Origin of the sequence: Bacillus cereus group sp. BfR-BA-01524 (assembly GCF_022662595.1) — a bacterium.
In the GTDB taxonomy this organism is placed as follows: domain Bacteria; phylum Bacillota; class Bacilli; order Bacillales; family Bacillaceae_G; genus Bacillus_A; species Bacillus_A thuringiensis_S.
The window spans coordinates 1-16,538 of sequence record NZ_JAKUDW010000066.1 but is presented as its reverse complement, the minus strand read 5'-3'; the positions used below and the strand labels follow the sequence as shown (position 1 = coordinate 16,538).

The window sequence follows — 16,538 nt, the reverse complement described above, 5'->3', positions numbered from 1 at the left end:
CCTTTCATTTACATCCGCAGTTTTTCTACTTTATAATGACGTTATGTGTGTTTCATCTAGTTAATATTTGACACACTAAGAAAAACGAATGAAAGGAGATGAGATTTTTGCACGAAACAACGCAAGAACTCGCTAACTGGCAGTATTATTTTGCTATCGCAGTCTTTTTAATTACATATGCCATTATTATTTCTGAAAAAATTAATCGCGCTGTCATCGCACTTCTTGGTGCAGCATTCATGGTAATTGTGGGGGTCGTCGATTTACATAACGCCTTTACGAAACATATTGAATGGGGAACGATTACGCTACTCATCGGTATGATGATTTTGGTGAACATTACGAGTAAATCAGGTGTTTTCCAATACGTTGCCATTAAAGCAGCAAAAGGGGCACAAGGAAATCCAATTAAAATTTTAATTTCCCTTTCCCTACTTACCGCGCTTGGCTCCGCATTTTTAGATAACGTTACAACTGTACTTCTTGTTGTTCCAGTTACTTTATCTATTACGCGCATACTGCAAGTAAATCCTGTTCCATATTTACTTTCTGAAATTATTTTTTCAAACATTGGGGGAACAGCAACATTAATTGGTGATCCACCTAACATTATGATTGGTTCTGCCAATAAGCATTTAGACTTCAATGCTTTCCTATTGAATCTAGCACCAATCGTAATTATTATTATTGGAGTTACAGCAACAATACTTTACTTCATGTACCGTAAACAATTAATTGCCGATCCTGTACAAGTTAAAAAATTAATGAGCTTAGATGAAAAACAATACATTAAAGATCCAGTATTAATGAAAAAATCTTTAACAGTGCTTGGACTTACAATTGTAGGTTTCATGACTCATTCTATTTTCCATATTGATGCGGCTATCATTGCCTTAACTGGTGCTACTGTACTTATGTTAATTGGTGTGAAAGAGCATGAAATTGAAGAAGTATTTGCAAGCGTAGAGTGGGTAACAATCTTCTTCTTCGCAGGGCTATTCGTACTTGTTGGAGGACTTATCGATATTGGTCTTATCAAAATGTTAGCTCAAAAAGTAATTGGTATTACAGGCGGAGATATTTCTTACGCATCCATCCTTATTTTATGGGTATCTGGTATCGCCTCTGCAACAATTGATAACATCCCATTCGTCGCAACAATGATTCCACTTATTAACGATATGGCAGTTGGGCTAGGCTTATCACCATCTGATGCACAAATCGATGTATTATGGTGGGCATTAGCACTAGGTGCTTGTCTCGGCGGAAACGGAACATTAATCGGAGCTTCTGCTAACGTAATCGTTGCAGGTATCGCGAGCCGCGAAGGACATAAATTTAGTTACATGGAATTCCTAAAAGTCGGTTTCCCAATTATGATCGTTTCATTAATCATTTCTCACATTTATATTTACTTACGCTACCTTATGTAATAGAAAAAGCGCTCTGATAATCAGGGCGCTTTTTTACTCATATCTAAAATATATCGACTTATCAACAAAAACGAAAAATCTACTCTTTATATCTCACCGGTTCATTTCGAATAATAAATAAATGAATCGGTAAGAACACCGAAAATGTGATTACATGAATAATCGTAAATAATATAGAGTTCGTTCCATATCTGTCTAAAATAGCGTAGATAAGATAAATGGACAATACAATCGATACAGCTGTTGCTAGTAAACTTATAATTGGTACGAAATTAAAAATGAAACATGCAACATATATACCGAATACTTTCCACCCTGCTTCTTCTTTCAAAAAATCTGGTAATTTATCTTTCGCTAAGTCACCCCACGTCTTACTATTCAAAAACGGAATAAACGCAAGCACCCCGTCCGTTGCACCATCATTTTTCGCCATCGAATAAAGTGCAAAAGCCGTTAACAAATATGAAATAATTGCCCAAATCAATATAACAAGAATAAACGCAAAACTAAGAGCAAAGAAACCTGCTAGTACGCCTTGATCCTCCATCTTATCCTCTCCTCTCTACTTTCAACATATTTCATTACATTGCAAGTTATGTTTTAAAATTTATCCAAACTCTTTGTATAATAAGAGAAGAAAGAAAATAAGAGAGGAGAAACACTTATGCATCCATTTGTAAAAGCATTACAAGAGCATTTTACAGCTCATCAAAATCCTGAAAAAGCAGAACCTATGGCTCGTTATATGAAAAATCACTTCCCATTTCTAGGTATTCAAACACCGGAAAGACGCCAATTATTAAAAGACGTCATTCAAATACATACTCTCCCAGATAAAAAAGACTTCCAAATTATCGTACGTGAGCTTTGGGACTTACCAGAACGTGAATTCCAAGCGGCCGCACTTGATATTATGCAAAAATATAAAAAGCATATAAATGAAACTCATATCCCCTTCTTAGAAGAACTTATTGTCACAAAATCTTGGTGGGACTCTGTCGATAGCATCGTCCCTACATTCTTAGGTACTATCTTTTTAAAACATCCAGAATTGATTTCTGCGTATATTCCAAAATGGATTGCATCAGATAACATATGGTTACAACGCGCCGCTATTTTATTCCAACTGAAATATAAACAAAAGATGGATGAAGAACTTCTTTTCTGGATTATTGGACAACTACATTCTTCAAAAGAATTTTTCATTCAAAAAGCGATTGGCTGGGTCCTTCGTGAATATGCAAAAACAAATCCGGATGTAGTTTGGGAATACGTGCAAAACAACGAGCTCGCTCCATTAAGTAAGCGTGAAGCAATTAAGCATATTAAAGAAAATTACGGAATAAATAATGAAAAAATAGGCGAGACTCTATCATAGATAGACGCGTTCCTCTATTGAGATTTAAAAAAGAACGTGTTAGAATATGTTCATTATTACTAATATAAGTAGCGATGACGGACTTATAAGTACTTGCATAAAAAGCGATTCAGGGATAGTGAAAGCCTGAAGCCGCAAGGAAACGGCAGTCCCGAGCAATACATGATAAAGTGGATGCACCTTTTGTGTATCAACTAGGGTGGAACCGCGGGCAAACGCTCGTCCCTAGGCAAATAAGCCTTGGGATGAGCGTTTTTTTATGTTCTTTTTAGCATATACTGCTCATTTCCAAAGTACCAGAGTATGTCATCGCCAATACGTTAACTTTCAAAAGGAGGATTTTCTTATGTATTCAATGGAACAAGTTGTAAACTTAGCGAAACATCGCGGTTTTGTTTTCCCTGGTTCTGAAATTTACGGTGGTCTTGCAAACACTTGGGATTACGGTCCACTTGGAATCGAATTAAAAAATAACGTTAAAAAAGCTTGGTGGAAAAAATTCATTCAAGAATCTCCATACAACGTTGGTTTAGACGCAGCTATTTTAATGAACCCTAAAACTTGGATCGCTTCTGGTCACGTTGGTAACTTCAACGATCCAATGATCGACTGTAAAAAATGTAAAGCTCGTCACCGTGCTGACAAATTAATTGAGGATGCTTTAGATGCAAAAGGCATCGAAATGGTTGTTGACGGTCTTACTTTCGACCAAATGGCTGACTTAATGAAAGAACATGAAGTAAAATGTCCTGATTGCGGTAGTGGAGAATTCACTGAAATTCGTCAGTTCAACTTAATGTTCAAAACATTCCAAGGTGTTACAGAGTCTAGCACAAACGAAATCTTCCTTCGTCCTGAAACAGCACAAGGTATTTTCGTAAACTTCAAAAACGTTCAACGTTCTATGCGTAAAAAGCTTCCATTTGGTATTGGCCAAATCGGTAAGAGTTTCCGTAACGAAATCACGCCTGGTAACTTCACATTCCGTACACGCGAATTCGAACAAATGGAACTTGAATTCTTCTGTAAGCCTGGTGAAGATTTAGAGTGGTTCGCATTCTGGCGTGAAACTTGTAAAAACTGGTTACTTTCACTTGGTATGACTGAAGAGAGCATGCGTCTTCGTGACCACGGCGAAGAAGAGTTATCTCACTACAGTAACGCAACAACTGACATCGAATTCAAATTCCCATTCGGTTGGGGCGAACTTTGGGGCGTTGCATCTCGTACAGACTTCGACTTAAAACGTCACATGGAACACTCAAACGAAGACTTTAACTATATCGATCCACAAACGAATGAGCGTTACGTACCATACTGCATCGAGCCATCTTTAGGCGCAGACCGCGTAACATTAGCATTCTTATGTGATGCATATGAAGAAGAGCAATTAGAAAACGATTCTCGTACAGTTCTTCGTTTCCACCCTGCTTTAGCACCATACAAAGCAGCTATCTTACCATTATCTAAAAAGCTATCTGAAGGTGCTACTGAAGTATTCGCAGAATTAGCTAAAGACTTCATGGTAGACTTTGATGAAACTGGTTCTATCGGTAAACGTTACCGTCGTCAAGACGAAATCGGTACACCATTCTGTATCACATACGACTTCGACTCAGTTGAAGACAAAGCTGTTACAGTACGTGACCGTGACACAATGGAACAAGTTCGTATGCCAATTAGCGAACTAAAAGGTTTCTTAGAGAAGAAAATCCAGTTCTAATTATAAAAAAAGAGGCTGCTCATAAGAGCGCCTCTTTTTTACTTTTCACGTTTTTCTTTAATTGCTACTGTACATCTTGATATACATAGTAAATCATCATTTTCATCAATAATGCGAATATCCCAAACCATTGTCGATTGTCCTCTATGTATTGGTGTTCCAATCGCTGTTACAATTCCATCTTTCTTTGATCGAATGTGGTTTGCATTAATTTCTAATCCGAAACAAATACATTTTTCTTGATCAATTAAATTGTATGAACCAACACTTGCCACTGTTTCCGCTAATGCAACCGATGCACCGCCATGTAAAAATCCAAATGGCTGATGCGTACGCTCATCAACAGGCATCGTAGCAACCACCTTATCTTCTGTCATCTCTAACAACTCAATTCCAAGTGAATCCATTAAAGTTTTTGCCATATCGCTTCCTCCTTCTCTTGTTTTAATTAAATGTATAATTTTACCTATTTATTTTCAAACTACTTATAACACTTATATAAGGAGGCTTCACCTAAATGAAACAGAAATTTTGTATATTACTGCTTATGTTCTCCCTGCTGACTATTGTACCAAATTGTGCAATAACAGCCAAAGCATCTAACCTGACAATCGATGTTAAGACTGTAACGCAAAAAGGTAAGAAACCTTATATAGAATATCAAATAAACAGGCCTTCTTTTCACAACTTTTCTGACTCTACATTTCAAAATAAGCTCAATTTATACTACAAAAAATCCACTGAAAAATTTAAAAACAAATTAGAAAAAGAAGCAAAAAAATATTATAAAGAAACAGAAGGATCTAGTACACCATTTCACCCGTACGTAGCTAATGGTGATTATAAAGTCTCTTTAAACAAACCACCTTTTCTTAGCCTATATGTGAATTACTATCAATATACTGGCGGAGCACACGGTCTTTATACGTGGAAGGCAAATACATTTGATTTAAACGAAAAAAAGCTACTGCACTTAGACGATTTATTTCAACAAAAAGATAAATATAAAGATGTAATCCGTGCAGAGATTGTAAGACAAATTAAACAAAATGAAAGTATTTATTTTCCTGATGCGACTGAAAAGGTAATGAGTATGAAAAAGTTTCACTTCTTTTTAGAGCCAGACAATCTCGTCATTTATTTCCCTTTATATGAGATTGCTCCGTATTCAAGTGGAATTCCGCAATTCCGTATTCCATATACGTTGCTAAGGGACTATTTAAAGCCTTCTTATCAAAATATTTTGATTGACAACAAGTAAATATTTTCGCTACGATAATGTTAACCTAAAAACAACAGGAGGTTAACATTATGAGAAGATTACATGTTTTAGATTTAGCATTAGCTGCCATGTTCGTTGCTCTTATGGCCATCGGTGCAAATATTGTATCTTGGGCACCATTCCTTCAAGTAGCGGGCATCCCATTATCTATGCAACCATTTTTCGCAATTTTAGCAGGTCTTCTTCTTGGAAGTAGACTTGGTGCTTTATCCATGGCTGTTTATATGCTCGTTGGCGTAGCAGGCGCACCAATCTTCGCTAACTTCAAAGCTGGATTTGGAGCACTTTTAGATCCTACTGGTGGTTTTATTATCGCATTTATTATCGTTGCTTACGTATCAGGAAAATTAGTAGAACAAAAAGAAAGACCAACATTCATTACATTTGCAATTGCCTCTTTCACAGGAATTATTTTAACTTATATAATCGGTACTACTTACATGTACGGGGCAGTCAATCTCTTTATGGGCGGTAATATGAGTTATAAAGCTGCTTGGATGATTATGATGTGGTTCGCAGTAAAAGATATTGCATTTACAATTATCGGTGCTATTATCGCACCTCGCATATACTATGCTGTGCGTCGTTCTGCTTATCAGCATTCTCATTCGACGATTTCATAATAAAAAAAGAGTTATTGCAGCTTGCTGCAATAACTCTTTTTTTATATTAAGACTCTTGATTCGATTGTTCTTCTAAAATTTTCTTCATCATTGCAACCATGTCATCACGTAATTCTGGGTGTTGCAGGGCCATTTCAATTGTCGTTTGAACAAATCCTAGCTTTTCACCTACGTCGTAGCGCTTTCCTTCGAAATCGTAAGCAAATACACGTTGAATTTCATTTAAGCTTTGGATTGCATCTGTTAACTGAATTTCACCGCCAGCACCGACATGTTGCTGTTCTAAGAACATAAAGATTTCAGGCGTTAAAATGTAACGGCCCATAATCGCTAAGTTTGAAGGTGCTGTACCTTGTGCTGGTTTCTCAACGAAATTGCGAACTTGGTAACGACGACCTTCTTGTTCTAATGGATCGATAATTCCGTAACGGTGTGTTTCTGTTTCTGGAACAGTTTGTACACCAATAACAGAAGAAAGTGTTTTTTCATACTCATCCATTAATTGACGTAAACATGGTTTCTCAGCTTGGACAATATCATCACCTAGTAACACTGCAAACGGCTCATCACCAATGAATTTACGTGCGCACCAAACAGCATGCCCTAGCCCCTTCGGCTCTTTTTGACGGATATAATGAATATCTACCATTTTTGAAGAAGCTTGTACTTTTTCAAGCAACTCATATTTTTTCTTCTCTAATAAGTTTTGCTCTAGTTCAAATGCGTTATCGAAATGATCTTCGATAGAACGCTTCGTTTTACCAGTAACGATAATAATATCTTCGATGCCCGATTTCACTGCTTCTTCTACAATGTACTGGATCGTTGGTTTATCTACTATTGGTAACATTTCTTTCGGCATTGCTTTCGTTGCTGGTAAAAAACGTGTTCCTAATCCAGCTGCTGGGATTATCGCTTTTCTTACTTTTTTCATCACAAAATACCCTCTCTCCTGTCGGAATTAATAGCAATTATTTCCTACATAAAACAAAAGGGAGATTTCGCTCCCTTTTGTTCCTTACTACTTAAAATTACTTTGTATTATAAACGATTCATAATGTCTTCTTTAATAGTAAGTAACTTTTGTTCACTATTTTGTAAAGAACTATCTTGTACACCGAAGTAGAACTTAATCTTCGGTTCAGTTCCAGATGGACGTAGGCAGAACCATGAACCATCTTCTAATTGATATTTTAACACATTTGATTTCGGTAAGTGAATCTCTTCTTTATGTCCATCTTGTAAAGATGTAACGATACTTGCTTTATAGTCCTCCACTGCTACGACTGTTAAGCCCGCTACTTCTTTCGGAGGATTCTCACGGAACGTCGCCATCATCTCTTGGATTTGTTCCGCTCCATCTTTTCCTTTTAACGTTAACGATACAAGGTCTTCACGGAAGAAACCATACTTCTCAAATACTTCTAATAGACCATCATATAACGTTTTCCCTTGTGATTTGTAGTATGCAGCTACTTCACATGCAAATAGGACAGATTGTACTGCATCTTTATCACGGCAGAATGGACGGATTAAATAACCATAGCTTTCCTCATAACCGAATTGGAATTCGTATTGTCCGCTTTCTTCATACTGTCTAATTTTCTCACCGATAAATTTAAATCCAGTTAACGTATCAACTGTATCTAAACCGTATGCTTTTGCAATTGTACGGCCAATTTCAGACGTTACGATTGTTTTTAATACGACACCGTTCTCTGGAAGTGTTCCGTTTTCTTTCTTTTGAGACAGTAAGTAATCAAGCATTAAAGCACCTGTTTGGTTACCAGTTAATACTTGGAACTCACCATTATGATTACGAACTGCTACACCTAGGCGATCTGCGTCAGGATCAGTTGCGATTAATACATCTGCGCCTACCTTTTCACCGTCACGAATTGCATACTCAAACGCTGCGTGCTCTTCTGGGTTCGGTGATTTTACTGTAGAGAAGTTTGGATCTGGTAACTCTTGCTCTTTTACAACTGTTACATCTGTAAATCCAACTTCTTTTAAACCACGGCGTACAGAAATATTTGATGTTCCGTGTAATGATGTAAAGACGATTTTTAAGTCTTTACCAACCTTTTGTACCATTTCTTTATTAATGATGACATTGTTCAATTCTGCAGCATATGCATCATCTACTTCTTGTCCAATAATATGTAATAAACCGTCAGCTTTTAATTGCTCTACATCAGCGACTTCAACTGTTAATTCATCTTCTACTGCGTTTACGTAGCTAATTAACTCATCTGCCTCTTTTGGAGGCAACTGTCCACCATCTTCACCGTATACTTTATATCCGTTATATTCAGGCGGATTATGGCTTGCCGTAAGAACGATTCCACTTACTGTATGTAAATGACGAACTGCGAAAGAAAGCACTGGCGTTGGACGTAAGCTTTCAAACACATATGTTGTGATACCACGTGCACCAAGTGTAGCAGCGACTTCCATTGCGAACTCAGGTGATTTATGTCGAGAATCATAGGCTACAACAACACCTCGTTTTTTCGCTTCCTCACCTAACTTTTCAATAAAGCTTGCTAATCCTTTTGTTGCTTTACGAACTGTATATACGTTTAAGCGGTTCGTACCAGCACCAAGTTCACCACGCATACCACCTGTGCCAAACTCTAGATTTTTATAAAAGCTATCCTCGATTTTCTTCTCATCTTGCTTCATGTTTTCTAGCTGTTCTTTTAATTCTGCATCTAATTGCGCGTAAGAAAGCCAGCGATCAAATTCTTGTTTCCAATTCATTCTTCTCTCTCCTCTCGCTCGTCATACCTTTATTATATGAAAAAAACATGCTGTATCTCAATATTTTATAAAATCTAGCAGGATTTTACTAGGAATATTTGTATACACTATGGTTAAATACTCCACTAAAGGGAATGAGGATTATGCACGAATGGGGCTTGTCAGAAGAGCTCAAAATACAAACAAAGCAAATGATTGAAATTGCTGAGAAAGAACTATCGATTATGAGGAACGCAATCGATAAAGAAGACGAATGTATTTTATGCAAAATGGAAGATATTCATCATATGTTAGCAAATGTGCAAACATTGGCAGCTACATACTATATTCAGGCATATTTATCACCTTATACGGAAAGTTCATCTTTTATTACGACAGCTATCCAACATTTAAGCGCTAGAAAACATGGTGCTCTTATCGTTGTGGAACGAAATGAGACGCTTGAAGCTTTCATTCAAACTGGAACGACATTAAACGCTCATTTAACTGCGCCATTACTCGAATCAATATTTTACCCAGGTAACCCTCTTCATGACGGTGCCGTTCTCGTAAAAAATAATCATATAGTCTCAGCTGCTAATATTCTTCCTTTAACAAAAAGTACAGAAGTTGATCCTGAGCTAGGAACACGTCACAGAGCTGCAATAGGCTTATCAGAAAAGAGTGATGCACTTATATTAGTTGTCTCTGAAGAAACGGGCCGTACTTCTTTTGCTTTAAATGGGATTTTGTATACGATTTCTTTATAAAGTGAAACTTTAATCAGCCCTCACCAATCGAGCGTTTACGGGCAACCCCACCTCACTTCTTTGCTTCCACTGAATTTTGAGGTGTGGGTCTTACAGCCCGAAAAATAGCAGGATAAACAAACCTATAAAAAAGAAGACTGTTCCAAAATATTGGAACAGTCTTCACTTATACTCTTATTCTTCTCCGAAACGCTCCACAAGTGTTGCAAGTGTGCGTACCATTGCACCAGTTGCTCCAGCTGGACCTAAGTCGTGCGCGCCTTTTGTTTCTGATGTTCCAGCGATATCTAAGTGTACCCACGGTGTATCTTCAGCGAATTCGCCTAGGAATGTACCTGCCATAACCGCATGTCCTTCACGGCCTGGTGAGTTATTTAAATCAGCAAACTTACTGTTTCTCACACGTTCTTTATCGCGATCAAAAATCGGTAGTTGCCAAATTGGTTCATCTGTTTCCATAGAAGCCTCTAGCACTTGCTCAAATAACTCTTCATTATTTGTCATTGCGCCTGTCGTATTGTTTCCAAGTGCAACAATTACACCGCCTGTTAATGTTGCAACATCAACAAGGTAGTTCGCACCAAGTTTTTTCGCATACGTAATACCATCAGCTAAAGCTAGACGACCTTCTGCATCCGTATTTAACACTTCAATTGTTTTTCCACTCATAGATGTGATTACATCGTCTGGCTTAAATGCCGTACCACTTACAACGTTATCAGTTGAAGGAATAACAGCGATCACATTTTGTTCTGGGCGCAGTTCTCCGATAATTTCCATCGCACCTAATACAGCAGCTGCACCGCCCATATCACCTTTCATACCAACCATGCCTTCACGTGGTTTTAAAGAATAACCACCTGTATCGTATGTAATACCTTTTCCAACGAATCCAATGACATCTGTCCACTCTTCTTTTCCTTTATAAATAAGAGCAATCATTTTTGGTGGCTCTACACTACCTTGGTTTACTGCAAGGAACGCACCCATACCAAGATCTTCCATCTCTTCTTTCTCAAGAACTTTATAGTCCATATCATACTTCTCCGCTAACTCAACAGCATACTCAGCAAGCTTCGTCGCTGTTAATACGTTTGGCGGCATATTTACAAGTGTACGAGCTGAATTTGTTGCACGTCCATGTACGTAGCCAACTGTTAATGCGGCTTCAATTTCTTGTGCATCTTCCGCTGTAATAGCCGTGAACTTCTCTAACTCTACACGATCCTTTTTATCTGATTTATACGTTTGTAACTCATATGTACCAAGACCTTGTACCTCTGCTGCAATATGAGCGACATCAATCGCGTCTAATTTCTCTGTTACGAAAGAATCAAGTAAGATTGCTGCATCTTGTACTTTTGCTGCTTGTAATGTTTTAAACGCTTTTCCAAGAGCCGCACGTAACGTTTCTGTCGTATAAGACTCTTTCTTGCCTAAACCAACAAAGTAATAACGTTTCACATTTGTTTTTCCTAAGCTATGTACTTTCGAAATGGCCTTTTTCTTCGTAGATAATTCTTTCTCTTCTAGTAAAACTTGTAATTGTCCTTCAAACGCTTTGTCCAGTTCTTGTACAAAACTACTCATTTTCTCTTCTTCAAATAAAGCGACAATTACTGCTTCATGACTTGCTAATTCTTTTTGTACTTGAAACATGTTCAGACCCCCTAAATTTCTCTACCACCATTATAACTTTATTTTCGATAAAATGCGACAATTCTAACTACAGTTATATGACGTGTAAAATCTCCTCTATTATGAAATAAACCAAGAAAAAAAGTCTAGCGTAATTACGACTAGACTATCTTTGTTTTAAATATTGACCACGAAACACTTGCATCGTTTCGTCTTGATTTAACATCGTTAACTCTTCTTCTGTAAACTTACCATTTCCTACTTTTACTACATACACATTTACTTTTTTCTTACCCCATTGGCTATAAACATCTTTCACCGTATCATAATATAAATCAAGACGGTTTCCTTTTATTGCTCCGCCTTTATCAGCTACTACACCATACCCATAACCTGGCACGAAGAGAATCGTTCCAATCGGGAATACGTGTAAGTCCGCAGCAATTGTGGAATATAAATCCCTTTTCACTTTAACACCTGAATATGTAATACCATACTCTGGATGCCCTGGCCTCTTACCTGTTGACTCAATCCCCGATGTATAACCTGTTGCAGTCATTTCAATTGAACGATATTTAGACCAGTCGTTTGCCTGCTCTAAAGCATTTATCACTTCTTTACTCGGAGCAACATCTCTCTTAACTTCTGCTGCATGTACTTCTTTTGCACTCATTCCTTCATATGTCTTTACAATCTCTAATAAAGAAACTCCTGTGAAAGCCTTCCATGTTACGCATAATGCAAATGCAAGTAAACAAGTCATCATAATGCGAATACAATATCGTTTTAACATTTTTATATTCCACACTCCTTCATCGTTAATCATTCCCTATACGATGAAGGAATATGCAAAAAAATAATCTCCAACTTAGTTGGAGATTAAAACATTTGATATCCGCTTTTCCGAAGTTTCTTGATCACAACTCCTGCTAAAGCAGCCCCTACTAATCCAGTAGATAGAATAAACATGTCTGCTTGTCCTAAGTGCGATACACTTGTCCCAAATGAAGAAAATGTTTCTTTCGGCTTTGAAAAATAATCCCACATACTCGCTTTATTAATAATAAGCATACAAACAATCGGATACACAATAACCATTACCCATGTAGCCCGCAAAATCATGTTGAGTAAAAATCCAATTCCAAAGAACAAAATAAAGAATAACATCATTGAAATAAGTAGTACCGGTATACTCACTCTTTTTCCCTCTCCTTCGCACGTGCCGTAAATACGTGATAGGCTGTATAACCAAATGGTTCTCCTGGATTTAATGTTTTGTCCACTTCAAGATGTAGTTCTGATCTTCCTTCTAACAAATATTTAATAAGTACAGACGTATTCGGATCGTCCGCAATCTTATCTGGATGTAAGAACGCCACTTCAGACAATTCTTTCTCCTGTACAATAATATTTTCTCCTTCAGGCTCCAAAAGGAAAATAATCATATTATCACTAATTTCATCACGAATAACACCCGATCGAACACCAATGATCCCCTTCACATGAGCGACAATGCCTGTCTCTTCTAACACTTCGCGTTTCACAGCTTCATCAACTGTCTCACCTTCATTTACAAAACCAGCCGGTAAAGACCATTTCCCTTTTAATCCACTGTATTTCTTCTTAACGAATAGCCACCTGCCATCTTTTGTAGCTACTAGGCCACTAACAGCTAACCATACTTTCCCGCGCTTCCCCATGATGCATCCTCCTCCATCCGAACGGACAGAATATTCTTTCTTTTCTATATATTATACTATACTTTTTAATTCGCTGTGAAATTTCCTTTTTTCAAAAAGTGAAAAAATCCATTTTGTCGATACACTGTTAACAAAAAAATATCAAGATGCAGGAATGTAATTATGAAGAAAATAAAACATTGGATTCATTCATTTCATGATACGGTAATGTTCAAAAAAACATTTCCCCATCTTCGTATCGCTATATCGAAAACATATATTACATAAAAAAAGCAGAAACAGCGCTTAGCCGTTTCTGCTTTTTCTACTATATATTAAAAGAACTTTAATTTACCTTTTTTAAGAACTAATAAAGGTCCACCTAATAAGAATAGGTAGCGGTTATCGATTACTTTCTTCATGAAAGAAGCTTTCCAACCTGTTAACTTTTTACCCATAACAACGCCCATTGCATCGTCATGACCTAAAGAACATACAGATCCTTTATTATCGAATGCGAATTTTTTCATTTCGCCCTTGCCACGAACTAATACAGTTAAGTTGTGTGCAATGTTGTAACCTTGTTGAATTGCAATTTGTGCTGTTGGTGGATAAGGACGGTTAATTTCTTCGTTAATGATTAACGCTGCATCACCAACCATGAATACCTCTTCGTATCCTGGAGCGTGCATGTACTCATCAACTTTTACACGTCCGCGCATTGCTTCAAAACCAGACTCTTCCACAATACCATTACCACGAACACCTGCAGCCCAAACTACTGTTTCAGACTTAATTAATTCAGTATCATCGCCATTTGCAACGATAATACCTTCTTCAGTTGCTTCTTTAATTGCTGTACCGATGCGGAATTCTACACCTTTTTTCTCAAGTTGTTTTACAGCATATTCTACTAATGCTGGATCGAAACCTGGAAGTGCTGTTGGAGCAGCTTCTACACAGATGATACGTGCTTTTTCACGTGGTACATTGTACTGTTTGCAAAGTTCAGGAACACGATTTGCAAGCTCACCTACGTACTCGATACCAGTAAATCCAGCACCACCAACAACGATTGTTACTAACTCATCGCGCTTCTCATCTGCATATTTAGCGAAACTAGCTTCCATATGCTCACGAATTTCACGAGTTGCATTAATGTTAGCGATTGAGAATGCATGCTCTTTTAATCCTGTAATTCCGAATGTTTCTGATTCGAAACCAAGACCGATTACTAAGTAGTCATACTCTAACTCGCCGTCTTTTAAGATAATGCGTTTTTCAGCAGCTTTAATTTCTACTACTGTGTCTTGTACAAAGTTCACTTTATTTGTATCAATAACGTCTTGAATATCTAGACAGATTTTTTCATCTTGTAATGTACCAGCTGCGCTCTCGTGTAACCAAGTCGCTTGATAGTGATAGCTGTTGTTGTTTACTAACGTAATTTCAGCTTCATTTACAGATAATGCTTTTTGCAGACGAACAGTCGTAATCATCCCGCCATAACCTGCACCTAAAACTACGATTTTTGGAGTCTTCACCAAATCACAACCCTTTTCTTTATATAATAGTAATGAGAAATAATACCAAGTACTAAAAACTCTATTTGTCAAGAATGTGGAATTTATCACATTCTATATCATAACAAAACGCAGTCAAAAAATCGTACGAATTTTGTCATAGAAATTTAACATAATACTTCCCTATATTAGTCGGTTTTATTCCAGAATTCAAGCGTCTGGAGAATTATCAATATTTTAAAATAACATAGCGTTTTCAAGGGTTTTTCAGCCTTTTTTTCATGTATTTTCCTTTCTGTATATTTTATACAATAAAAAAGAACCTACGCGAAAACTTACACACAATTCAGTCGTTTTCAGGAGTATTATGAACTCAAATATGCTATCATTTATTTGAAAGTGTCATCATTTGCAGGATTTTCGTGTACATATGAACAATATATGAAATCAATATCAAAATTCCATCTATAGGGGGAATGAAAGTGGCAGAAAATCAAAAAGTTTACGACATAACAATTATTGGTGGTGGTCCAACGGGACTGTTCACAGCATTTTATGGCGGGATGAGACAAGCAAGTGTAAAAATCATTGAAAGCTTACCTCAACTTGGAGGACAATTATCCGCACTCTACCCTGAAAAATACATTTATGATGTAGCTGGATTTCCAAAAGTGCGCGCACAAGAATTAGTTGATAACTTAAAAGAGCAAATGAAGAAATTTGATCCAACCATTTGCTTAGAAGAAGCTGTTGATACGCTTGAAAAACAAGCTGATGGTGTATTTAAACTGGTTACGAATAAACAAACTCACTATTCTAAATCAGTCATTATTACTGCCGGCAATGGTGCTTTCCAACCACGCCGCTTAGAATTAGAAGGTACAGCAAAATACGAAAAGAAAAACTTACATTATTTCGTTGATGATATGAATAAATTTGCTGGCAAGCGCGTCGTAGTATTTGGCGGTGGCGACTCAGCAGTAGACTGGACGATGATGTTAGAACCGATTGCTGACAAAGTTACAATCGTTCATCGCCGTGATAAATTCCGCGCACATGAACATAGCGTCGAAAACTTAATGAATTCTCGTGCAGAAGTAAGTACACCGTATGTTCCAGTTGAACTCATTGGTGATGACAAAATTGAACAAGTTGTTCTTCAGCACGTAAAAACTGAAGAAAAGGTTATCATCGATGTTGACGACGTAATTGTAAACTACGGCTTCGTTTCCTCTCTTGGTCCAATTAAAAACTGGGGCTTAGATATACAAAAAAATAGCATCCTTGTAAATTCAAAAATGGAAACAAATATTCCTGGCATTTACGCTGCTGGTGACATTTGTACATATGAAGGAAAAGTAAAACTCATTGCTTGCGGCTTTGGCGAAGCACCGACAGCAGTAAACAATGCAAAAGCTTACTTCGATCCAAATGCAAAACTTCAACCGATGCATAGCTCAAGTATGTTTTAATATAAAAAAAATAAAAGCTCCTTCCATAAGTGGAAGGAGCTTTTATTTACCACGAAAGCACAATGAGTTCGATAAACTATCGAACTCATTGTGCTTTTCGTCTAAAAAAATTATTGTTTTCTTCTTCTACCTAATACGAATAATACTCCGCCAACTAAGAATGAAATTCCCGCACCAACTGACATCATCCATGAATGTGCTGCCCCTGTTTTCGGTAATTCTTTTTCTACTTTTACTTGCGGTTCTTTAATTAACTTTTCAAGTTTTACTTC

17 protein-coding genes are annotated in these 16,538 nt (G+C 37.1%); 7 read left to right on the top strand and 10 right to left on the bottom strand.

The annotated features are described in order from the left end of the window. Positions 1 to 107: 107 nt before the first annotated feature. Positions 108 to 1,433, top strand: coding sequence for an ArsB/NhaD family transporter (locus MR170_RS21175; protein ID WP_000545210.1), 1,326 nt, complete (start codon positions 108 to 110; stop codon positions 1,431 to 1,433). Positions 1,434 to 1,512: 79 nt separating this feature from the next. Here MR170_RS21175 and MR170_RS21170 read toward each other — a convergent pair whose 3' ends face one another. Next, on the bottom strand, positions 1,513 to 1,980 hold the full coding sequence (locus MR170_RS21170; protein ID WP_000390061.1) for a hypothetical protein: 468 nt from the start codon (positions 1,978 to 1,980) through the stop codon (positions 1,513 to 1,515). Positions 1,981 to 2,097: 117 nt separating this feature from the next. On the opposite strand from MR170_RS21170, the gene MR170_RS21165 reads away from it, so the two are divergent. Both MR170_RS21165 and MR170_RS21160 read left to right on the top strand, forming a co-directional pair. After that, a complete protein-coding gene (locus MR170_RS21165; protein WP_016079886.1) occupies positions 2,098 to 2,811 on the top strand; it encodes a DNA alkylation repair protein in 714 nt (237 codons plus the stop codon). Between the two features lie 346 nt (positions 2,812 to 3,157). Continuing rightward, positions 3,158 to 4,534 carry a glycine--tRNA ligase gene (locus MR170_RS21160; protein ID WP_242309148.1) on the top strand — a complete coding sequence of 459 codons (1,377 nt, stop codon included), beginning with the start codon at positions 3,158 to 3,160 and terminating at the stop codon, positions 4,532 to 4,534. Positions 4,535 to 4,572: 38 nt separating this feature from the next. Here MR170_RS21160 and MR170_RS21155 read toward each other — a convergent pair whose 3' ends face one another. Beyond that, positions 4,573 to 4,956: a hotdog fold thioesterase gene (locus MR170_RS21155; RefSeq protein WP_016079885.1), complete on the bottom strand. Its 384-nt coding sequence runs from the start codon at positions 4,954 to 4,956 to the stop codon at positions 4,573 to 4,575. A gap of 95 nt (positions 4,957 to 5,051) precedes the next feature. Between MR170_RS21155 and MR170_RS21150 the strand changes: the two genes are divergently transcribed. Together MR170_RS21150 and MR170_RS21145 are read left to right on the top strand one after the other, a co-directional pair. After that, positions 5,052 to 5,795 carry a DUF3298 and DUF4163 domain-containing protein gene (locus MR170_RS21150; protein ID WP_242309146.1) on the top strand — a complete coding sequence of 248 codons (744 nt, stop codon included), beginning with the start codon at positions 5,052 to 5,054 and terminating at the stop codon, positions 5,793 to 5,795. 50 nt (positions 5,796 to 5,845) lie between these two features. After that, complete coding sequence (locus MR170_RS21145) at positions 5,846 to 6,439, top strand: biotin transporter BioY (RefSeq protein WP_029443502.1); 594 nt, start codon at positions 5,846 to 5,848, stop codon at positions 6,437 to 6,439. A gap of 46 nt (positions 6,440 to 6,485) precedes the next feature. Here the strand turns inward: MR170_RS21145 and galU are convergent, their stop codons facing one another. Together galU and MR170_RS21135 are read right to left on the bottom strand one after the other, a co-directional pair. Further along, positions 6,486 to 7,373 carry a UTP--glucose-1-phosphate uridylyltransferase GalU gene (gene galU, locus MR170_RS21140; protein WP_016079882.1) on the bottom strand — a complete coding sequence of 296 codons (888 nt, stop codon included), beginning with the start codon at positions 7,371 to 7,373 and terminating at the stop codon, positions 6,486 to 6,488. A gap of 107 nt (positions 7,374 to 7,480) precedes the next feature. Further along, a complete protein-coding gene (locus MR170_RS21135) occupies positions 7,481 to 9,205 on the bottom strand; it encodes a phospho-sugar mutase (protein ID WP_242309144.1) in 1,725 nt (574 codons plus the stop codon). Between the two features lie 143 nt (positions 9,206 to 9,348). Here MR170_RS21135 and cdaS point away from each other — a divergent pair, with 143 nt between their 5' ends. Continuing rightward, positions 9,349 to 9,954, top strand: a complete 606-nt coding sequence (gene cdaS, locus MR170_RS21130; RefSeq protein WP_000545250.1) for a sporulation-specific diadenylate cyclase CdaS — start codon at positions 9,349 to 9,351, stop codon at positions 9,952 to 9,954. Between the two features lie 174 nt (positions 9,955 to 10,128). On the opposite strand, the gene pepA is transcribed toward cdaS, so the two are convergent. The 5 genes from pepA to MR170_RS21105 form a co-directional block, all read right to left on the bottom strand. After that, entirely contained in the window at positions 10,129 to 11,613 is a 1,485-nt protein-coding gene (gene pepA, locus MR170_RS21125) for a cytosol aminopeptidase (RefSeq protein WP_242309142.1), read from the bottom strand. Positions 11,614 to 11,758: 145 nt separating this feature from the next. Then, a complete protein-coding gene (locus tag MR170_RS21120; protein ID WP_242309140.1) occupies positions 11,759 to 12,385 on the bottom strand; it encodes a 3D domain-containing protein in 627 nt (208 codons plus the stop codon). Between the two features lie 86 nt (positions 12,386 to 12,471). Further along, positions 12,472 to 12,789 (bottom strand): YuiB family protein, encoded by a 318-nt coding sequence (locus MR170_RS21115; protein WP_016079877.1) that lies wholly within the window; start codon positions 12,787 to 12,789, stop codon positions 12,472 to 12,474. Continuing rightward, positions 12,786 to 13,292, bottom strand: coding sequence for an NUDIX hydrolase (locus MR170_RS21110; RefSeq protein ID WP_000517993.1), 507 nt, complete (start codon positions 13,290 to 13,292; stop codon positions 12,786 to 12,788). Before MR170_RS21110 ends, MR170_RS21115 begins: the two co-directional genes overlap by 4 nt. A gap of 314 nt (positions 13,293 to 13,606) precedes the next feature. Beyond that, complete coding sequence (locus MR170_RS21105) at positions 13,607 to 14,815, bottom strand: NAD(P)/FAD-dependent oxidoreductase (protein ID WP_000856602.1); 1,209 nt, start codon at positions 14,813 to 14,815, stop codon at positions 13,607 to 13,609. Between the two features lie 461 nt (positions 14,816 to 15,276). Here MR170_RS21105 and MR170_RS21100 point away from each other — a divergent pair, with 461 nt between their 5' ends. After that, positions 15,277 to 16,266, top strand: coding sequence for an NAD(P)/FAD-dependent oxidoreductase (locus tag MR170_RS21100; protein ID WP_016079876.1), 990 nt, complete (start codon positions 15,277 to 15,279; stop codon positions 16,264 to 16,266). A 110-nt stretch (positions 16,267 to 16,376) separates the two neighbouring features. Here the strand turns inward: MR170_RS21100 and MR170_RS32280 are convergent. Next, a partial coding sequence (locus tag MR170_RS32280) for an LPXTG cell wall anchor domain-containing protein (protein WP_276575645.1) occupies positions 16,377 to 16,538 on the bottom strand: 162 nt, incomplete at its 5' end.

Excerpts from the sequence above, each read along its gene's own strand:
- MR170_RS21120 (WP_242309140.1), bottom strand. The coding sequence starts at position 12,385 with ATGTTAAAACGATATTGTATTCGCATTATGATGACTTGTTTACTTGCA.
- MR170_RS21160 (WP_242309148.1), top strand. The coding sequence starts at position 3,158 with ATGTATTCAATGGAACAAGTTGTAAACTTAGCGAAACATCGCGGTTTT.
- MR170_RS21170 (WP_000390061.1), bottom strand. The coding sequence starts at position 1,980 with ATGGAGGATCAAGGCGTACTAGCAGGTTTCTTTGCTCTTAGTTTTGCG.
- MR170_RS21135 (WP_242309144.1), bottom strand. The coding sequence starts at position 9,205 with ATGAATTGGAAACAAGAATTTGATCGCTGGCTTTCTTACGCGCAATTA.
- MR170_RS21155 (WP_016079885.1), bottom strand. The coding sequence starts at position 4,956 with ATGGCAAAAACTTTAATGGATTCACTTGGAATTGAGTTGTTAGAGATG.
- MR170_RS21110 (WP_000517993.1), bottom strand. The coding sequence starts at position 13,292 with ATGGGGAAGCGCGGGAAAGTATGGTTAGCTGTTAGTGGCCTAGTAGCT.
- MR170_RS21145 (WP_029443502.1), top strand. The coding sequence starts at position 5,846 with ATGAGAAGATTACATGTTTTAGATTTAGCATTAGCTGCCATGTTCGTT.
- MR170_RS21150 (WP_242309146.1), top strand. The coding sequence starts at position 5,052 with ATGAAACAGAAATTTTGTATATTACTGCTTATGTTCTCCCTGCTGACT.
- galU (WP_016079882.1), bottom strand. The coding sequence starts at position 7,373 with ATGAAAAAAGTAAGAAAAGCGATAATCCCAGCAGCTGGATTAGGAACA.
- cdaS (WP_000545250.1), top strand. The coding sequence starts at position 9,349 with ATGCACGAATGGGGCTTGTCAGAAGAGCTCAAAATACAAACAAAGCAA.
- MR170_RS21165 (WP_016079886.1), top strand. The coding sequence starts at position 2,098 with ATGCATCCATTTGTAAAAGCATTACAAGAGCATTTTACAGCTCATCAA.
- pepA (WP_242309142.1), bottom strand. The coding sequence starts at position 11,613 with ATGTTTCAAGTACAAAAAGAATTAGCAAGTCATGAAGCAGTAATTGTC.